This is a genomic window from Marinobacter flavimaris, assembly GCF_045057155.1.
Taxonomy (GTDB): Bacteria; Pseudomonadota; Gammaproteobacteria; order Pseudomonadales; family Oleiphilaceae; genus Marinobacter; species Marinobacter manganoxydans.
The window spans coordinates 1562843-1577390 of record NZ_CP171359.1; the positions used below are offsets into that span (position 1 = coordinate 1562843).

Consider the following 14548-nt stretch of genomic DNA (forward strand, 5'->3'; position numbering starts at 1 on the left):
TGGTTCCTGTTGGTTACTTTTTCTGGTCTTTCTGATCAGGTTTTTTCTTCGAGTCGTCTTCGGGCAATCCGGACTCGTCCTGATCATAATCGGGTAAATCGTCGAATTCGGACAGATCGAAATCTTCAAGCCCGAACTCCTCCTCTTCATCATCTTCCGGCCCATCAGCGTCGGACGGATCGGCAATATCCTCCAGCTCCGGGATATCCTCATCCAACTCGCCAGGCTCTTCCTCCACCGGGGTATCCGCTACCGGGATGTCCTCTTGCAGTTTGTCGGTCGGTTCAATCTCTGGTTCCGTAAGCGCTTCATCTTCCGACTTCAGAGCGGCCTCATGTTCATCAATGACGGCCTCCAGCTCAGACATATCGTCCTCAAATGCTTCCTCGGTTACCTCAGGGATTTCCTCGGCTTCGACATCCTCTTCCGGCTCTGAGACTGCCTCCGGCTCGGGTTCTGGTTCGGGTTCGGTCTCTTCCTGCAGATCCTCAAGTGTTTCGCGCTCTGATGCTGCTTTCTCTTGCGCCTGCTGATCCTGTTTACGCTTACGGATGGCAAACCAGACCAAGCCGCCAAGAATGAGCAGCCCGCCGCCGGCTGCGCCGACCATCCACAAAGGCACGGCAAAAGCAGGTTCCGCTGCTTCCGGCTCCTCAGGGGCCGATTCAGGCTCCTGGACCGCTGGCGCCTCTGGCTCCTCCACCTCGCTTACGTCGATGGGCGATGTAATCGCCGGTTCCGGCCCGGATTGCTCCGGCTCAGACACCGGCGGCTCTGGTTCAGACTGCTCAGGGGCGAGCGCCGGTTCTGTCACCTGCGGCTCCGGCGATTCAGCCGGCTCAGCCCCTTCAGGCATCGTAAACCCGACGGTGGCGCTGAACTTGCGGCTGAAGGTCTGGCCATCGGCCACCACGTCAAAGGTGTAGAGGCCCGCGGCTGGCAAACGACTTACCGTATCCCGGTAGGTGCCGTCTTCCGGCGGCTGCTCTCCCGACAATACCTTGGTTCCACTTCTGCCATCCTCGGAGGTGATACTGAGGCTGACCTCAATCACACCCAGAAAATCGGGATTAGTGATTTTCTCCCCTTCTTCGAAAAAGCCGACCCGGAGCTTGAGGGGCTCCTGCAATGTGAATGATGGAGGTAGAGGATTGACCACCATCCTCAGGTCGCTAACGACCGTAACCCGGCTGCCCTCTCCGAGCTCGCCATTAATGCGCCACTGTCCTGCCAATGGCTCATTGACCGTAATAAGGTCGTAGCCGGCTTCCCTGGCCCAGCGGACGTTGTCGGGAAACTCCGAAAGATTAACGACCCGATCGTCCGGGCGCACGAGGGCAAGGTCCCGGGTGGCAGAGGTTTCAGACTCGCCCCAGAAAATCAGGGCGGTAAACTCACGAACGCCCTCGTCCACGGTAAAGCCATTGCCCTCAATGGGAATCTGCTCCTGCGGAACCGCGGTATTCAATGCCTGAAGAAATGCCAGGTTCAGCGCATCTGCTGTATCCGCCACCTGGAAACGACCGCCGGAGTCTGTCGCCAACGCTTTCAGAAATTCGGTATCAGCGGCCTCAGAGAGAGCTACGGGGTGAAAGGTAGCGCCCCTTTCGATGAGATCAGCGACAATCGTATCCAGAATACGAGTTTCCTCTGCGGTATTCTTTGCAGGATCGTCGGAGATATCCACCTTGCCGTCTGTCAGCAGAATAAAATGAGTGCGACTCAGATCGCCATCGGTGAAGTAGTCATCGCTGGCCGTCTCAATAGCCGCACCAAGGTTGGTCCTGAGGGCGACCGAATTGATTTCCCCTGAACGCTGAATGGCCGTTTCACGCCACCCGTCGGTCACTTCACGATGCGGCACCAGCATGTTGACGTACTGCCCAAAGGTCCAGACACCGGCAGTGGCACCCTCCGGCAACAGCCGGGCGAGCAGTCGAACGGCAGGCTGGCGCAGATTTTCCGGATCGGTGTCTTTCATGGACCCCGAGATATCGACAATGATCCGCACGTCCGACTGTTCTGGCAGTTGGACGTCATCACTTTCCTGGGCGTTCAGCCCGGCAGGCAGGCTGAGCGCCAGGCAAAATGCGAACAGACCAAGCCATCTCGATGTCATCTCTCTCAAGGCATCCATCCTTTTCTTCTTTTGTTTTGCTGCGTTACTTGCGAACAAGACGGTAGCGAACCAGATCCAGTACCCAGACCAGCAGCATCACCATTCCGGCCAGACCAAGATTGAACAGGGCCCGGCCTGAAGCATCCGCGTCACCAAGAATCATTTCGTAACCGCCAAACAGCCAGGCCGGAATCCACCAACCGGCCAGATCCGGCGATTCAACCGGCGTGAGCAGCAAGGCCACCAGGGCGGCGAGAATCAGGGTCCGCACTCCATAAAAAGGTAGAAAACGGATCAGGCTCTTCATCATGTAAAAGAACACGACAAAGGCTATAGCGTAGGCGGCCCAGAAAATCCCGTAGGCCATTTGTGCATCGGTATCAATCATTACAGGATCCAGTGAATGATGTGTTCTTCCCAGTCTTCTTCCGGCACGCGGTCCTCTGACATCACCTTGTGACGGATCGAAACGCCCGCCTCGTGCACCGAATCCGGATCCCCACTTCGAAGAGGATGCCAGTCGGCCAGTGGCCGGTCTTCAGCCAACGTCCGGTAGGCGCAGGTATACGGCAACCAATGGTAGTCGCTGACGGTATCCGGTGTCAGCACTGTGCAGCCCGGCACTTTCTGCAGCCGTTCTTCATAAACGGTGCATTGGCAGGTGTCCTCGTCCATGTAACGACACACCAGGTCGGTGTGGTAAACCTCATTAGTGTCTTCGTCTTCCAGTTTGTTCAGGCAACACTTACCGCAACCGTCGCAGAGGGACTCCCATTCCTCAGGCGTCATCTCGTGCAGGCGTTTACGCTGCCAGAACGGCACCTGGGCAATCATGGATTGCGCTGATCCAGCTTGCGTTTGAAGTCCACCACGTAGCCATCCTGCTCTTCCGGCATCTGGAGAAAGAAGTCCTTCTCGCCGATCGCTTCCAGAACCTGCTTGCCGGTGGTTCTTGCCAGCTTGCGGTCCGGTGTCAGCACCAGATCCATGGAATGGACCGGCTGCCCGAAGATACCCCGAAGGCTCTCGGGAAGCTCCTCCCACTTCTGTCCGCGCCGAACAAAAAGGTAGGTATCCTTCTTTTTGCTGCTCCGGAAAACAGAGACAAATTCCCGCTCTTTCATGACTTCAGTAATTCCTCGATATCAGCGCGAACCGGAGCAAGAATCTGCGCCCGCCAGCCCTGGAAAAAATCGTGTTGCGCGAGGTCCGGTTGCTGTACAACCTTTTCCAAACGCTTTCTCGGCGCCAACAATTCCATTGGAATATCAGCATCTTCTGCCGCACTCCTGAAAAGACGCTTTAACTGTTTAAAGAATCCCTGCTGATCCCGGGACAACGGTGGCGCAATCCTCTCAAGGGACGAATTATCCGCGGTCGATCCCCGGCTAACAAGTTCAATCAGGGTATCGCCGTACCGACGGACTGCGCCGGATGGCACTCCCTGAATGTTGGAAAGTTCCTTCAGGGACGCTGGCAGCCTTTCCGCGATCGCAATCAACAGTGCATCTGCCAGCACACGGTTCCTTGGCCGGTCCCGCCGCTGGCACTCCCCCTCACGCCAGCGCACCAGTTCCTTGAGAACACCCTGTTGCTGAGCCGAGAGGGTCCATCCGGCCCGCAGTTTCAGGTAATGGTTGTCGGGATCCTCCTGCCCTGCCAGTTCAATGGCAAAGCGCGCCGATTCCTCAACCAGAGCCGCTTCCAGACCGCGATCGCGAAGTAATGCACTGACCCACTGGTACATCGGCTCCAGAAAACGGATATCGTCAATCGCGTAGCGTTGCTGAGCATCGCTCAGCGGTCTCGCCAGCCAGTCAGAGCGGGTGGCGGACTTGTCCAGAGTCTCACCGAACAGGGTTTCCACCAGCCTCGCGTAACCCAGGGAGAACCCTGCTCCGGCCATTGCGGCCCCGATTTGAAGATCAATGACACCGGCAGGTTGAAGATTCAGCCACTGGCGAAAAAGTTCCAGATCTTCGCTCATGGCGTAAAGAAGCTTTGGAGTGTCCGGGTCCGCCAGGACTTCCCGAAATCGTCCGGACTGCTCGGCAACGGAAGGGTCCACCAGGCAAAACTCGCCGTCGAGGCCCAACTGAACCAACCCCGGTATCGGGTAAAAGGTGTTTACCCGCTCAAATTCGGTGTCCAGCGCCAGAGGCTTGCCCGGTGCCCGATCCAGCCATTTGTCCAGTGCTTGCGGTTCCCGGATCCAGTCAATACTGGTCGGAGCCGGGGGTACGTCAACTGCCACAGCGGCCTGGGCGGAAATATCCATAAACGTGCCTGGTAGGTTTATTCGGTCAGATTCAATCGGACAGTGGTTTGCGACCGCGGAATGCGTGAGTCAGGGTAAAGCCATCGACGTAACCGAGCTCTCCACCCACCGGTATGCCATGGGCCAGACGGGTTATCAGGATGCCCTGGCCATCAAGGCGATCGGCGATGTAGTGAGCCGTAGCCTCACCTTCCACCGTCGGGTTGGTCGCCAGAATCAGCTCAGTCACGCCTTCGTCGCGGATCCGCTTCAGCAGACGTTCAATGCCGATTTCCTCCGGTCCAACGCCATCAATCGGTGAGAGATGCCCCATCAGGACGAAATAGCCGCCGCGATAGTCACCCGCCTGCTCAATGGCCAGAAGATCTGAAGGGCTTTCCACTACGCACAGGGTGCCTGTGCGCCGCTGGGGATTTTCACAGATCCCGCAGATCTCGGTGTCAGCAAAGTTCTGGCAGCTTTCACACCGCCGGACACCGCTCATGGCCTGGCTCAGCGCCTCAGAAAGTCGGGTGCCGCCGGAACGACCACGCTCCAGCAGATGGAAAGCCATGCGCTGGGCCGTTTTCTGGCCGACTCCGGGAAGACAACGAAGGGATTCTACAAGCTCATCAACCAGCGGGCTGAATGCCATGAAAGGTCCTCGAACGGCTGCAGGATGGAATTCAGAACGGCATCTTGAAACCGGGCGGCAGGCCCATGCCGGACATCATACCGGACATTTTCTCTTTCTGGTTTTCCTCGACGCGCCGCACGGCATCGTTCACCGCAGCGGCCAGAAGGTCTTCCAGAATATCTTTTTCCTCAGTCATCAGGGAGGGGTCTATGTCCACCTTACGAACGTCGTGACGGCCGTTCATGGTGACTTTGACCAGGCCGGCTCCGGCCTCGCCAGTCACTTCGGCCTTGGCGATTTCTTCTTGGGCCTTCTGCATCTCTTCCTGCATCTTCTGGGCTTTTTTCATCATGTCGCCCATATTATTCATCATAGCTTATCTCCTGCTTGTCTCTACCGGCCGGATGCTGTCTTCCACTATCCGCGCCTCGAATCGTTCAACAATAGACTTTACGACCGGATCCCTGCGAATGGACGCCTCTGCGGCTTCCTGGCGCGCCTTTCTCTGGCGTTCCTCATAAGCCGCAGGGGTGTCTGGCCCGGGATTGCCCTGCTCTGTACGTAACTGAATGGAGTCGCCAAAGCGATTTCTCAAGGCAGCCAGAATCTTTTCCTCGTGCCTGCTGTTCAACAGCCGGGCGTGCCCCTCATCAATGGTGAGGGTTATCACATCGCCATCGCGGGACATGGCGCCGTGACTGGCAAGATTACCGGGCATGCCCACAATGCCAAGACTCCGGAAATCACGGTGCCAGACGAATTCACCCTCAGGCTCAGGCGCCTGCTCAACTGCAGGTTCCATCGCTGGATCGGGCTCCACAAACGCGGGTTCCGGAGCCGGCTGTTCAACTGGCTCCGCGGCAACTTCAGCTGCTGGCTCTTCGGTAACAGGAGCTTCGTCGCTTAAAGGATAGCTCTCTTCATACTCTCCAGCGGCCTCGGCCTGGGCATCCAGACTGGCCAGCCAGGATGCATCCTCATCCGCAACGGGTGGAGCGGCCGGCATCTCGGGTTCAGGCTCAGGCGTGGATTCGGGTTCCGGTTCTGGCTGTTTTTGCTCTACCTGTGGGGTCGGCGCCGGGTCGGGCTCATCCCGTGGCTCGGAGGCATCAGACTGACCACCGGAGCTTATGGCCGGCGGCTCTCGCCGGTCAGCCCCGGGGCGGAAGGCAAGCATCCGGAGCAGGGTCATTTCGAACCCCATCCGGGCATCCGGCGTAATGGTAAGGTCTTTCCTCCCAATCAGCGCAGACTGGTAAAAAAGCTGGGCATCCTCGGCACTGAGCTTGCGAGCCAGCGCCTGGACCTGCTCGGCATCGCCGAGGGCGTTATCGGCACTGCCCGGAACCACCTGTTCCATGGTCACCCGGTGAAAGAGCGATAGCAGATCGGCGAGGATCACACTGTAATCCGGTGCAAAGTCCGAAATCCGGCTGATTTCCGCCAGCAAGGCCGGGCCATCGCCTTCAACGAGTGCATTCACAATGCGCTCAATATCGCGCTGATCAATGGTCCCCAGCATATTACTGACATCACTGGCGGACAGCTTCTGGTTGCCAAAGGCGATAGCCTGATCGGTGAGGCTCAAGGCATCGCGCATACTGCCGTCCGCAGCCCGGGCCAGGAGCCACAGGGCCGGTTCCTCAAATGGAATTTCCTCGGCACCCAGTACATGACGCAGATGGCCTGCGATGTGCTCCGGCGTCATGCGTTTGAGATTAAACTGCAGGCACCGGGACAGCACTGTGACCGGTAGTTTCTGGGGATCGGTCGTTGCCAGCAGGAACTTGACGTGTTCCGGCGGTTCTTCAAGGGTCTTAAGGAAAGCGTTGAACGATTGGTTCGTCAGCATGTGCACCTCGTCAATGAGGTACACCTTGTAGCGCCCACGCGTGGGCGCATACTGGACGTTATCCGTCAGCTCACGCATATCATCAACGCCGGTCCGGGACGCGGCGTCTATTTCAATCAGATCCACAAACCGGCCTTCCTGGATCTCCTGGCAGCTCGAGCATTCACCACAGGGGTTCGGGGTTACGCCGGTTTCGCAGTTGAGGCAGCGTGCAAGCAGGCGCCCAATGGTGGTCTTGCCTACCCCACGGGTCCCCGTGAATAGATAAGCATGATGAAGACGCTGGCTTTCCAGGGCGTGAATTAACGCCTGGAGCACGTGTTCCTGGCCCACCATATCCTCGAAAGTGCGTGGGCGCCATTTACGGGCAAGTACCTGGTAGCTCATGTTCCGCCAACTGCAGTGAAAAACGGCTTTAACCTTAGCACGGACAAAGATCCAGAAGAAGCAGACTTGATTCCGGAAGCGCGCTCACAAGTTCATGGCTATCAAGGATAATCAGAAGAAAAAACAGGAGAGGAGAGAAAACTGGGGGTGACTCCATCAGCGACACCCCGGCACACAATTCCACCGCTGCGGCTGCTCCCTTCCGGGCCTGACCGGGTTCACGGTTTCATGTTGCGGAGGCACCAATGGAGCCACCATAACGGCGTTCCGGGACAATTCCCCGAAAGCGGCGCGCATATTAGCAAAAGGGTTTGCACACTACAATGACAAATCAGCACGCCCGTCAGCATCATCCTTGTAAAGGCAGCGGCACTTCATCCTGGCGGAACCAGCAGGCCAGACTGTAGCGAGTGCGGTTTGCCGGTAACACCTCGTGAGGAATTTCCTCGCTCATGAACAAGGCCATTCGTCCTGCCTCGGGCAACACGGTTCCGCACACTTCCTGATCGTTGTCCCGGTTGAAAACCTGAAGCGCGCCACCGTCGGCTGCCTGCCAATCTTCATTCAGATAAAGCACCAGACTCACCACCCGGGATGCCCTGCCCTTAAAGCTGTCCAGATGCTGTTTATAGAAATCACCTGAATGGTACGTAGCATAATGAGTCTCGAATCGCTTCAGCCCGAGAAACAGCCTTTGATTCAGACCCTGGCGAATGGACTCGAAAAACTCGAACAGCGCGGCCTGAGGAGCTGTAATGCCTTGCAGCCAGACAATCTTGTCGCGCCGCACCGACCGGTCTCGCACCAGATCATTGCCGCGGCCAATGCCGGCTTTTTTCATGGCATCGGTACGATCCAGAATCTGCACTTCCTGCTTCAATGCTGCCAACAGGTTAGTTCCCAGCCATGACCGCGCGTCAACCGACATCCAGCCGTGCTCGCTCAATCCCGAAGCCAGCTCATCCAGCCAGTCCTCAGACAAGGCCTCTCGTTGATCCGGCGCAAGGCCCATCAGCTGGACATCACTACCTGCCACCGCATCCTCGGCGCTATGCAAAGGGGTGATAAGGGGATCGTGGATCGGGATGATAACCGGCGTTTCCATCGGCGGGCCTCGTGCGAAATTTGAGCGTATTTTAGGCGCAATTCTCGCCGGAGCGGCAGTTTTAATTTACTCTCTGTGTAGGCAAATACACTTAACCGGTTTCACTCAGTAGATACCCATTAGCAGATAATCATGTCAGAAAGCAGTAACAGGCCACCGCTCTCACTGTCTCCGGGCCAATGGTCCTTCACGCGCTGGAAAACGATCGGGCAACTGGAAGCTCTCGAGGTCCACCATCCTTTATTCCAGGCCACCGTGTTTATTCAGGGCGCTCACCTGGCAAGCTTCAAACCTCAGGATGAATCTGACTGGCTCTGGATGAGCCCAGCGGCCCGGTACGAACCCGGTCGAGCCATCCGCGGCGGCATCCCCGTGTGCTGGCCCTGGTTTGGCGATCCGGCCCGCAACGCGCCGGAAGTGCGGAAACGCATCCAGACCGACCAAGCCCACGGGTTTGCCCGTACCGCGCTCTGGAAACTGGAAGATGTCCGGGAGAACGCCCACGAAGTGGAAATCAGCCTGTCCCTGGATGCCAATGAAGATTTCAGTGATGTCTGGATCGGGCATGCGCTCGCCCTGCTCACCTTCAGCTTCTCCATCCGCGGATGCCAACTGGCTTTGACGACCACGAACCTGGGGAACGATCCGCTGGCCTTTACCCAGGCGCTCCATACTTATTTGCCGACCAGCGACATAACCCGGACTCGTGTGCTGGGTCTCGGAAACAGCCAGTACATCGACACCCTGGATAACTGGGAATACCGCAACCAGGAAGGCCCTGTGTATTTCGACGGCGAAACGGACCGCATCTACGAGAGCGGCGAAACCCTGACGATCGTGACACCCCGAACTGGCCGCAAGCTCTCGGCCGTAGGCAGTGACTCAACTGTGGTCTGGAACCCCGGTCCGGCCAAGGCGGCCAAGCTATCGGATTTTCCCGAGTCGGCCTGGCAGTCCATGCTGTGCGTCGAAACCGCCAATGCAGCCAGCGATTATCGGGTGCTTAATAACGGGCAAAGCCACACATTAGGCGTATTCATTGGAAGGAAATCATGAGCCTGGCATCGTTTCTGAAATCCCGACTCGTTCCCGCGGAACTGGATCAACACATCAACCGCATCCGCAAACCCATCGGGAGCCTGGGCTACGACCCCTGGGGCTATAACAACGAAGCCATGAAATACGGGCTTTCGCTCACCAAACAGATTTACGAAAAGTACTTCCGGGTACAAGCGCACGGGGTGGAAAACATTCCCGCCGAGGGGCCGGTGCTCATTATTGCCAATCACAGTGGCCAACTTCCTATCGACGGCCTGCTGATTGGCTATGCCCTTGCCTCGCGGGAAAAAGATGCCCGCATTCCAAGGGCCATGATTGAACGCTTTTTTCCAACCGTGCCCTGGCTGGGCAATTTGCTGAATGAAGTTGGCGCTGTACTTGGAGACCCGGTCAACTGCGCCAAGATGCTCGCCAATGATGAAGCCGTGATTGTTTTCCCCGAGGGCATTCGAGGTTCGGGCAAGCTTTACCACGACCGCTACCAGCTCAAACGGTTTGGGAACGGCTTCATGCACCTGGCCATGAAGTACAAGGCGCCGATCGTGCCCGTTGGCGTGGTGGGTTGCGAGGAAACCATCCCGGCCATCGCCAACATAAAGCCCCTGGCAAAAGCCCTGGGCATTCCCTATGCCCCGGTCGCCATGCCCGTGGTGCTGCCGGCAAAAGTTCACCTGAACTTCGGAGCCCCGATGTACTTCGACGACCTTGAAATTCCCGAAGAACAGGTCACAGAACGCGTAGAGAAGGTCAAGGCGGAAATCAGCCGGCTGATCGACAAGGGACTGAGCGAAAGGAAAAAGCTTTTCTGATGAGCGAACAACGCAGACCGCACATTCTGATCACCGGTGCCGCCGGCGCCCTCGCCCAGAAAGTTATCGAACAGCTTCGGGATACCTGCGACTTGGTCGCCGTGGATTTCCGCGAACAGGTCTACCTGGGCGACGACATCCCCAGCTACTGCATTGATTTCAACAAGCGGGTGTTCGAAGATCTGTTCCGGCGCTACCAGTTTGATGGCGTAATCCACATGGGCCGGATCATGTCCAGCCAGCTAACCCGAATGCGGCGCTACAACGCCAATGTACAGGGCACCCAGAAACTGCTGGACCTCAGCCACAAATACGGCATCAAACGAGTAGTGGTACTCTCCACGTTCCACGTTTACGGAGCCGTGGCATACAATCCCGCACTCATTGATGAGGCAGCACCGCTCAAAAGCGCCGGGCTGAGCGCCGACCTGATTGATTCCGTGGAGCTGGAGAACCTGGCCAACATCTACCTGTGGCGCTATCCGGAGCTGAACATCACCATCCTGCGGCCCTGCAATATCGTGGGCCCGGGCGTGCGCAATACCATCAGCACCCTGCTTGGCAGCGAACGGGCACCGGTCCTGGCAGGCTTTTCACCGATGATGCAGTTCATCCATATCGACGACATGGCCGACGCCATTGTGCTGGCGTATAAAAAACCGACACGTGGCGTGTACAACGTCGCTCCGCAGGACTGGGTGGCCTATCAACACGCGCTCAAGCTCTGTGGCTGCAAGCGAATCCAGGTGCCTTCCATTCCGCCGATGGTTCCGAAGATGATACTCGGCACCTTGAAACTGAAGAGCTTTCCGTCCTATCTGATGGCGTTCTTCAAGTATCCGGTGGTGATTGATGGGCGGGCGTTTGTTAACGAGTTCGGATTTGAGCCGAAGCGGCCGCTAAAGGAGATTTTCCGGTTTTATCGGGAGAATAAGAGGCCGGTTTAGCCCCGGATAGCAAGAAGCCCCGCTATTGGAGTGCGGGGCTTCTGATACAAGGTTTAAGAAGCTGACACTATCAGTCCTTTGAGCGCTTGGATGCCTTTCTCAAAACAAGGCCGCAGATGCCAAGGGCCAAAAGCGCCAGAGTACCCGGCTCAGGAACTTTTACCGGAGGCGCGGGCGAGAACACGAGCAAATCCTGAGAGAGCTTGTTCCCGTCGGCATCTGAATCCGATTCTAAGACAAACAAATTAAATCCACTTACAATATCGCCCAGCCCAGTAAACCATCCGTTAGCAGCTTCCTTTGCGTCAGTGAAATCAGTTGATGTAAAGGAACCATCGCTCAAGCTTAATTGTTCGGTGTTCTCATTGATTATTTCCCAAAGCGCCAATTGAAACGCTGCAGAAGTTCGGGAATCCTTAACTTCGTCGCCACCAAACCCCGTGTAGAGGCTACTCATAAGATTAACCTTACGGGAATTCTGGAAGTAATCGGTCGCACTTAGCAATGAATAACTTACGGTATTGTATTGATCCAAAGGGGTATCAATGTCGACACAGAACGCATCGAGCACGTCATTCGAAGAAAGAGGGAACGGTGTGTCACCCTGAATATTGTTTACAGAGAAACGAAACATACCAGCAGCAACCCGACTCTGATTGGTACCGTCGCTTGTTTCCTTGGTGATAGTTCCCGTCCTGTAGCCTTCAGGAAATTTGTTGCCATCGGCACCAAACTTAAGGTCCATCGTTGCAATAGGACCCGCGCTCGCGAAAGAGGCCGCAACCGAAAAAATCAGACCCGCAGACCAAGCTTTTACTGTTTTCCCGTAGTTCATAACTGCTTCCCTTTCTGGATACGACTATAAACAACTAATCCGACCACCTCCCACCTAGCAGAGAACGGACCAGGACAATAGAAAGATTGGTTATTCAATTAGTTAGAAAGAGGAACTACAAGAGAGCACACGTCCAGGCGCCGCATATGTAAAAGATACCGACACTACTGGAAATAAGTGTTCAATTTTCGTTACAGTCTGTTTGCTTGATCACCCTCAATAATCCGACCAATATGGAAGCGGGTTAACCAAGGGAAACACACGATGTTCAAGGATTTGGGCGTTATAAGCCACGGAGCAGCAGCAATCTGCTTTCTGCTGCTGGCAATTATAGTTGGCACTCGCTATTTGCGGCGAAACGTCGACCGCGCGCTCCTTCTTGCGGCCATTATTTCTTTCCTATGGGCCTCGGCGCTTGTCACACAAAGCCTTTTTGGTCAGCCAGACTTTCTGATCCGTTACCTCCTTGAGCTTCTCAGGGATGCTTCCTGGTTACTGCTGCTCTTCGCAATCCTCAGAGATTCCTTTAAATCATCGGGTCTCAATGCCCGCGTACGCACCATGATGGCGCTGGGTGGTGGCGTTCTGATTGCCGGTTTGATAGTGGTTGGCGTACTGGAGTATTTTCTCGCGCTGGAACTGCTCAGCGGCAAAGCAAAGGTTCTTGGCCAGATCGGTCTCGCGCTACTTGGGCTCTCTGTTGTTGAGCAGATCTGGCGAAACTCCACCGGCCTGGGCCGCTCCAGCATGAAGTACTTGTGCATCGGCGTAATCACCATCTTTGCGTTCGATTTTTTCATGTACACCGATGCGCTGCTCTTTGGCCATATTTCGGACTCATTCTGGAACGCCCGTGGCTTTATAAATGCTGCCATGGTGCCCCTGTTTGCCGTAAACGTTATCAACACCCGCAAACAGCCAATCGAGTTCCAGCTTTCCCGAACGGCAGTATTTCATGCCAGCACCCTTGTCTTTGCTGGCGGTTATCTGCTTTTCCTCGCAATGGGCGGTTATTACGTTCGGGCACTGGGTGGCAACTGGGGCGAAGCGCTTCAAGTTCTCTTCCTGACCATATCGCTTGTCTTCCTCGCCACATTGCTGCTCTCAAGGCGAATCAGAGCGAGACTCATGGTTCTGATCAGCCAGAACTTTTTTGATTACAAGTACGACTACCGGGAAGAATGGCTGAAGATGACCCGGGAGCTGGCCAATCTGAGCAACGACCCTCCGCTCCCGGAGCGGGTAATCCGAATTCTTGCGGGACTGGTTGAAAGCAACGGCGGCGCGATGTGGCTGAAAGGCGAGAGGGATGCCTATGTCCTAAAGGCTGCCGTCAACCTGTCCACACCAAAGCACACGATTATCGACCATGATGCAGAGCTGGTGCGTTTCTTCTCAGACCGGGAGTGGATTGTTGACCTGCATGAGTACGGAGTGGACCCGGTCAGCTACAATCTGCTTGAAATACCAGATGCCATTACAAAAACCCCGGACGCCTGGCTCATTATCCCGCTTTACCTGGGCAACGATTTGTACGGCATGGCAGTAGTAGGCAACCCATACGCCAGAGTTGAGCTTAACTGGGAAAACTTCGACCTCATCAAAGTCGTTGCCCGGCAAACCTGTAACCTTCTCGCCCAGGCTGACGCCCAAAACCGGCTATCGCGTGCAATGCAATTTGAAGCCGTAAGCAAAGCCTCTGCCTTTATGGTGCACGACCTAAAAACCGTGATTGCGCAGCTCTCGCTTCTTGTGAAAAATGCCCCGAAGCACAGAAATAATCCGGCTTTCATCGACGACATGATCAACACCACAGACCATGCTGTTCGCAAAATGTCCAGTCTGGTCGACCATATACGGAGACCCGGCAAGGATGAGGAAGATCAGCGTCAATTGCTCAACCTGACTACCCTCGTGCAGGACCTCGTTGAGCATCACCGACATCAAAGGCCTTCCCCCCACCTGGAAGGCAATGTCCGCGATGCCATGATTAAAGCGGATGCAGAACAGCTTCGAAGCGTACTCGGCCACCTGGTCCAGAATGCACAGGACGCCACATCGAGCGATGGCGAAATATCGATCACGTTGAAAATCGCCAAAGGCAATGTGGTGCTCTTCATTCAGGACACGGGAACAGGAATGACCAAAGAATTTATTTCCAGCCAGCTATTCAAACCCTTTGAAAGCACAAAAGGCCTTACCGGAATGGGCATTGGCGCCTATCAGGCACGGGAATATATCCGAAAAATCGGCGGCAATATTGATGTAACCAGTGAACCTGGTATCGGCTCCTGCTTTTCCGTAAGAATTCCTTTGGCGGCAGCAAAGCTCAAGGTTGAAGGTCTTGAAGAGCTGCGTCCGCTTTCTGTTCCGGACGATCCGCTACAAAGCGCCAATTAAATGTCGGCGTGGAGCTTCCCTGCAAATCGACATTGCAAAGTGTCAATGTTCGGTTGAGAATCAGGTGGGTGGAAGTATCACTACAAAGGACTTGTTGCTGTTGTGACCAGACGACTCTTGATAATAGAAGATGACCCAGGC

Annotated in this window: 14 protein-coding genes and 1 other RNA gene; 4 read left to right on the forward strand and 11 right to left on the reverse strand. The window is 55.8% G+C overall.

Features of this window, described 5'->3' with window-relative positions:
• Positions 1-13: 13 nt before the first annotated feature.
• From ACGK9W_RS07220 to ACGK9W_RS07265, 10 genes are all read right to left on the reverse strand, one after another.
• Complete coding sequence (locus ACGK9W_RS07220; RefSeq protein ID WP_405419958.1) at positions 14-2119, reverse strand: VWA domain-containing protein; 2106 nt, start codon at positions 2117-2119, stop codon at positions 14-16.
• Between the two features lie 43 nt (positions 2120-2162).
• Positions 2163-2507, reverse strand: a complete 345-nt coding sequence (locus tag ACGK9W_RS07225) for a hypothetical protein (protein ID WP_405419961.1) — start codon at positions 2505-2507, stop codon at positions 2163-2165.
• The gene (locus tag ACGK9W_RS07230) at positions 2507-2953 is read right to left on the reverse strand and encodes a YcgN family cysteine cluster protein (RefSeq protein ID WP_405419964.1); all 447 of its coding nucleotides are present in this window, start codon (positions 2951-2953) and stop codon (positions 2507-2509) included. The genes ACGK9W_RS07225 and ACGK9W_RS07230 overlap by 1 nt, the downstream gene beginning before the upstream one ends.
• Positions 2950-3243 carry a YcgL domain-containing protein gene (locus ACGK9W_RS07235; protein WP_405419967.1) on the reverse strand — a complete coding sequence of 98 codons (294 nt, stop codon included), beginning with the start codon at positions 3241-3243 and terminating at the stop codon, positions 2950-2952. The genes ACGK9W_RS07230 and ACGK9W_RS07235 overlap by 4 nt, the downstream gene beginning before the upstream one ends.
• Positions 3240-4397, reverse strand: coding sequence for a ribonuclease D (locus ACGK9W_RS07240; protein WP_405419969.1), 1158 nt, complete (start codon positions 4395-4397; stop codon positions 3240-3242). Before ACGK9W_RS07240 ends, ACGK9W_RS07235 begins: the two co-directional genes overlap by 4 nt.
• Positions 4398-4428: 31 nt before the next feature.
• Positions 4429-5031, reverse strand: a complete 603-nt coding sequence (gene recR, locus ACGK9W_RS07245) for a recombination mediator RecR (protein ID WP_008171846.1) — start codon at positions 5029-5031, stop codon at positions 4429-4431.
• Between the two features lie 31 nt (positions 5032-5062).
• Positions 5063-5386 carry a YbaB/EbfC family nucleoid-associated protein gene (locus ACGK9W_RS07250; protein WP_288365443.1) on the reverse strand — a complete coding sequence of 108 codons (324 nt, stop codon included), beginning with the start codon at positions 5384-5386 and terminating at the stop codon, positions 5063-5065.
• Positions 5387-5389: 3 nt separating this feature from the next.
• Positions 5390-7252, reverse strand: a complete 1863-nt coding sequence (gene dnaX, locus ACGK9W_RS07255; protein ID WP_405419973.1) for a DNA polymerase III subunit gamma/tau — start codon at positions 7250-7252, stop codon at positions 5390-5392.
• A 151-nt stretch (positions 7253-7403) separates the two neighbouring features.
• Positions 7404-7500, reverse strand: an RNA gene (gene ffs, locus ACGK9W_RS07260) — signal recognition particle sRNA small type.
• 101 nt (positions 7501-7601) lie between these two features.
• Positions 7602-8357 (reverse strand): 2OG-Fe(II) oxygenase, encoded by a 756-nt coding sequence (locus ACGK9W_RS07265; protein ID WP_405419975.1) that lies wholly within the window; start codon positions 8355-8357, stop codon positions 7602-7604.
• A 132-nt stretch (positions 8358-8489) separates the two neighbouring features.
• Between ACGK9W_RS07265 and ACGK9W_RS07270 the strand changes: the two genes are divergently transcribed.
• The 3 genes from ACGK9W_RS07270 to ACGK9W_RS07280 are packed head-to-tail and all read left to right on the forward strand — an operon-like array spanning position 8490 to position 11172.
• Positions 8490-9413, forward strand: coding sequence for a D-hexose-6-phosphate mutarotase (locus tag ACGK9W_RS07270; RefSeq protein WP_092032385.1), 924 nt, complete (start codon positions 8490-8492; stop codon positions 9411-9413).
• Positions 9410-10225 (forward strand): lysophospholipid acyltransferase family protein, encoded by an 816-nt coding sequence (locus ACGK9W_RS07275; protein ID WP_405419978.1) that lies wholly within the window; start codon positions 9410-9412, stop codon positions 10223-10225. The genes ACGK9W_RS07270 and ACGK9W_RS07275 overlap by 4 nt, the downstream gene beginning before the upstream one ends.
• On the forward strand, positions 10225-11172 hold the full coding sequence (locus ACGK9W_RS07280; RefSeq protein WP_405419981.1) for an SDR family oxidoreductase: 948 nt from the start codon (positions 10225-10227) through the stop codon (positions 11170-11172). The genes ACGK9W_RS07275 and ACGK9W_RS07280 overlap by 1 nt, the downstream gene beginning before the upstream one ends.
• Before the next feature lie 70 nt (positions 11173-11242).
• On the opposite strand, the gene ACGK9W_RS07285 is transcribed toward ACGK9W_RS07280, so the two are convergent.
• A complete protein-coding gene (locus ACGK9W_RS07285) occupies positions 11243-12007 on the reverse strand; it encodes a PEP-CTERM sorting domain-containing protein (RefSeq protein WP_405419984.1) in 765 nt (254 codons plus the stop codon).
• A 264-nt stretch (positions 12008-12271) separates the two neighbouring features.
• Between ACGK9W_RS07285 and prsK the strand changes: the two genes are divergently transcribed.
• Positions 12272-14407: an XrtA/PEP-CTERM system histidine kinase PrsK gene (prsK, locus tag ACGK9W_RS07290; protein ID WP_405419986.1), complete on the forward strand. Its 2136-nt coding sequence runs from the start codon at positions 12272-12274 to the stop codon at positions 14405-14407.
• Positions 14408-14548: the final 141 nt, after the last annotated feature.

Excerpts from the sequence above, each read along its gene's own strand:
- ACGK9W_RS07220 (WP_405419958.1), bottom strand. The coding sequence starts at position 2,119 with ATGACATCGAGATGGCTTGGTCTGTTCGCATTTTGCCTGGCGCTCAGC.
- ACGK9W_RS07225 (WP_405419961.1), bottom strand. The coding sequence starts at position 2,507 with ATGATTGATACCGATGCACAAATGGCCTACGGGATTTTCTGGGCCGCC.
- ACGK9W_RS07230 (WP_405419964.1), bottom strand. The coding sequence starts at position 2,953 with ATGATTGCCCAGGTGCCGTTCTGGCAGCGTAAACGCCTGCACGAGATG.
- ACGK9W_RS07235 (WP_405419967.1), bottom strand. The coding sequence starts at position 3,243 with ATGAAAGAGCGGGAATTTGTCTCTGTTTTCCGGAGCAGCAAAAAGAAG.
- ACGK9W_RS07240 (WP_405419969.1), bottom strand. The coding sequence starts at position 4,397 with ATGGATATTTCCGCCCAGGCCGCTGTGGCAGTTGACGTACCCCCGGCT.
- recR (WP_008171846.1), bottom strand. The coding sequence starts at position 5,031 with ATGGCATTCAGCCCGCTGGTTGATGAGCTTGTAGAATCCCTTCGTTGT.
- ACGK9W_RS07250 (WP_288365443.1), bottom strand. The coding sequence starts at position 5,386 with ATGATGAATAATATGGGCGACATGATGAAAAAAGCCCAGAAGATGCAG.
- dnaX (WP_405419973.1), bottom strand. The coding sequence starts at position 7,252 with ATGAGCTACCAGGTACTTGCCCGTAAATGGCGCCCACGCACTTTCGAG.
- ACGK9W_RS07265 (WP_405419975.1), bottom strand. The coding sequence starts at position 8,357 with ATGGAAACGCCGGTTATCATCCCGATCCACGATCCCCTTATCACCCCT.
- ACGK9W_RS07270 (WP_092032385.1), top strand. The coding sequence starts at position 8,490 with ATGTCAGAAAGCAGTAACAGGCCACCGCTCTCACTGTCTCCGGGCCAA.
- ACGK9W_RS07275 (WP_405419978.1), top strand. The coding sequence starts at position 9,410 with ATGAGCCTGGCATCGTTTCTGAAATCCCGACTCGTTCCCGCGGAACTG.
- ACGK9W_RS07280 (WP_405419981.1), top strand. The coding sequence starts at position 10,225 with ATGAGCGAACAACGCAGACCGCACATTCTGATCACCGGTGCCGCCGGC.
- ACGK9W_RS07285 (WP_405419984.1), bottom strand. The coding sequence starts at position 12,007 with ATGAACTACGGGAAAACAGTAAAAGCTTGGTCTGCGGGTCTGATTTTT.
- prsK (WP_405419986.1), top strand. The coding sequence starts at position 12,272 with ATGTTCAAGGATTTGGGCGTTATAAGCCACGGAGCAGCAGCAATCTGC.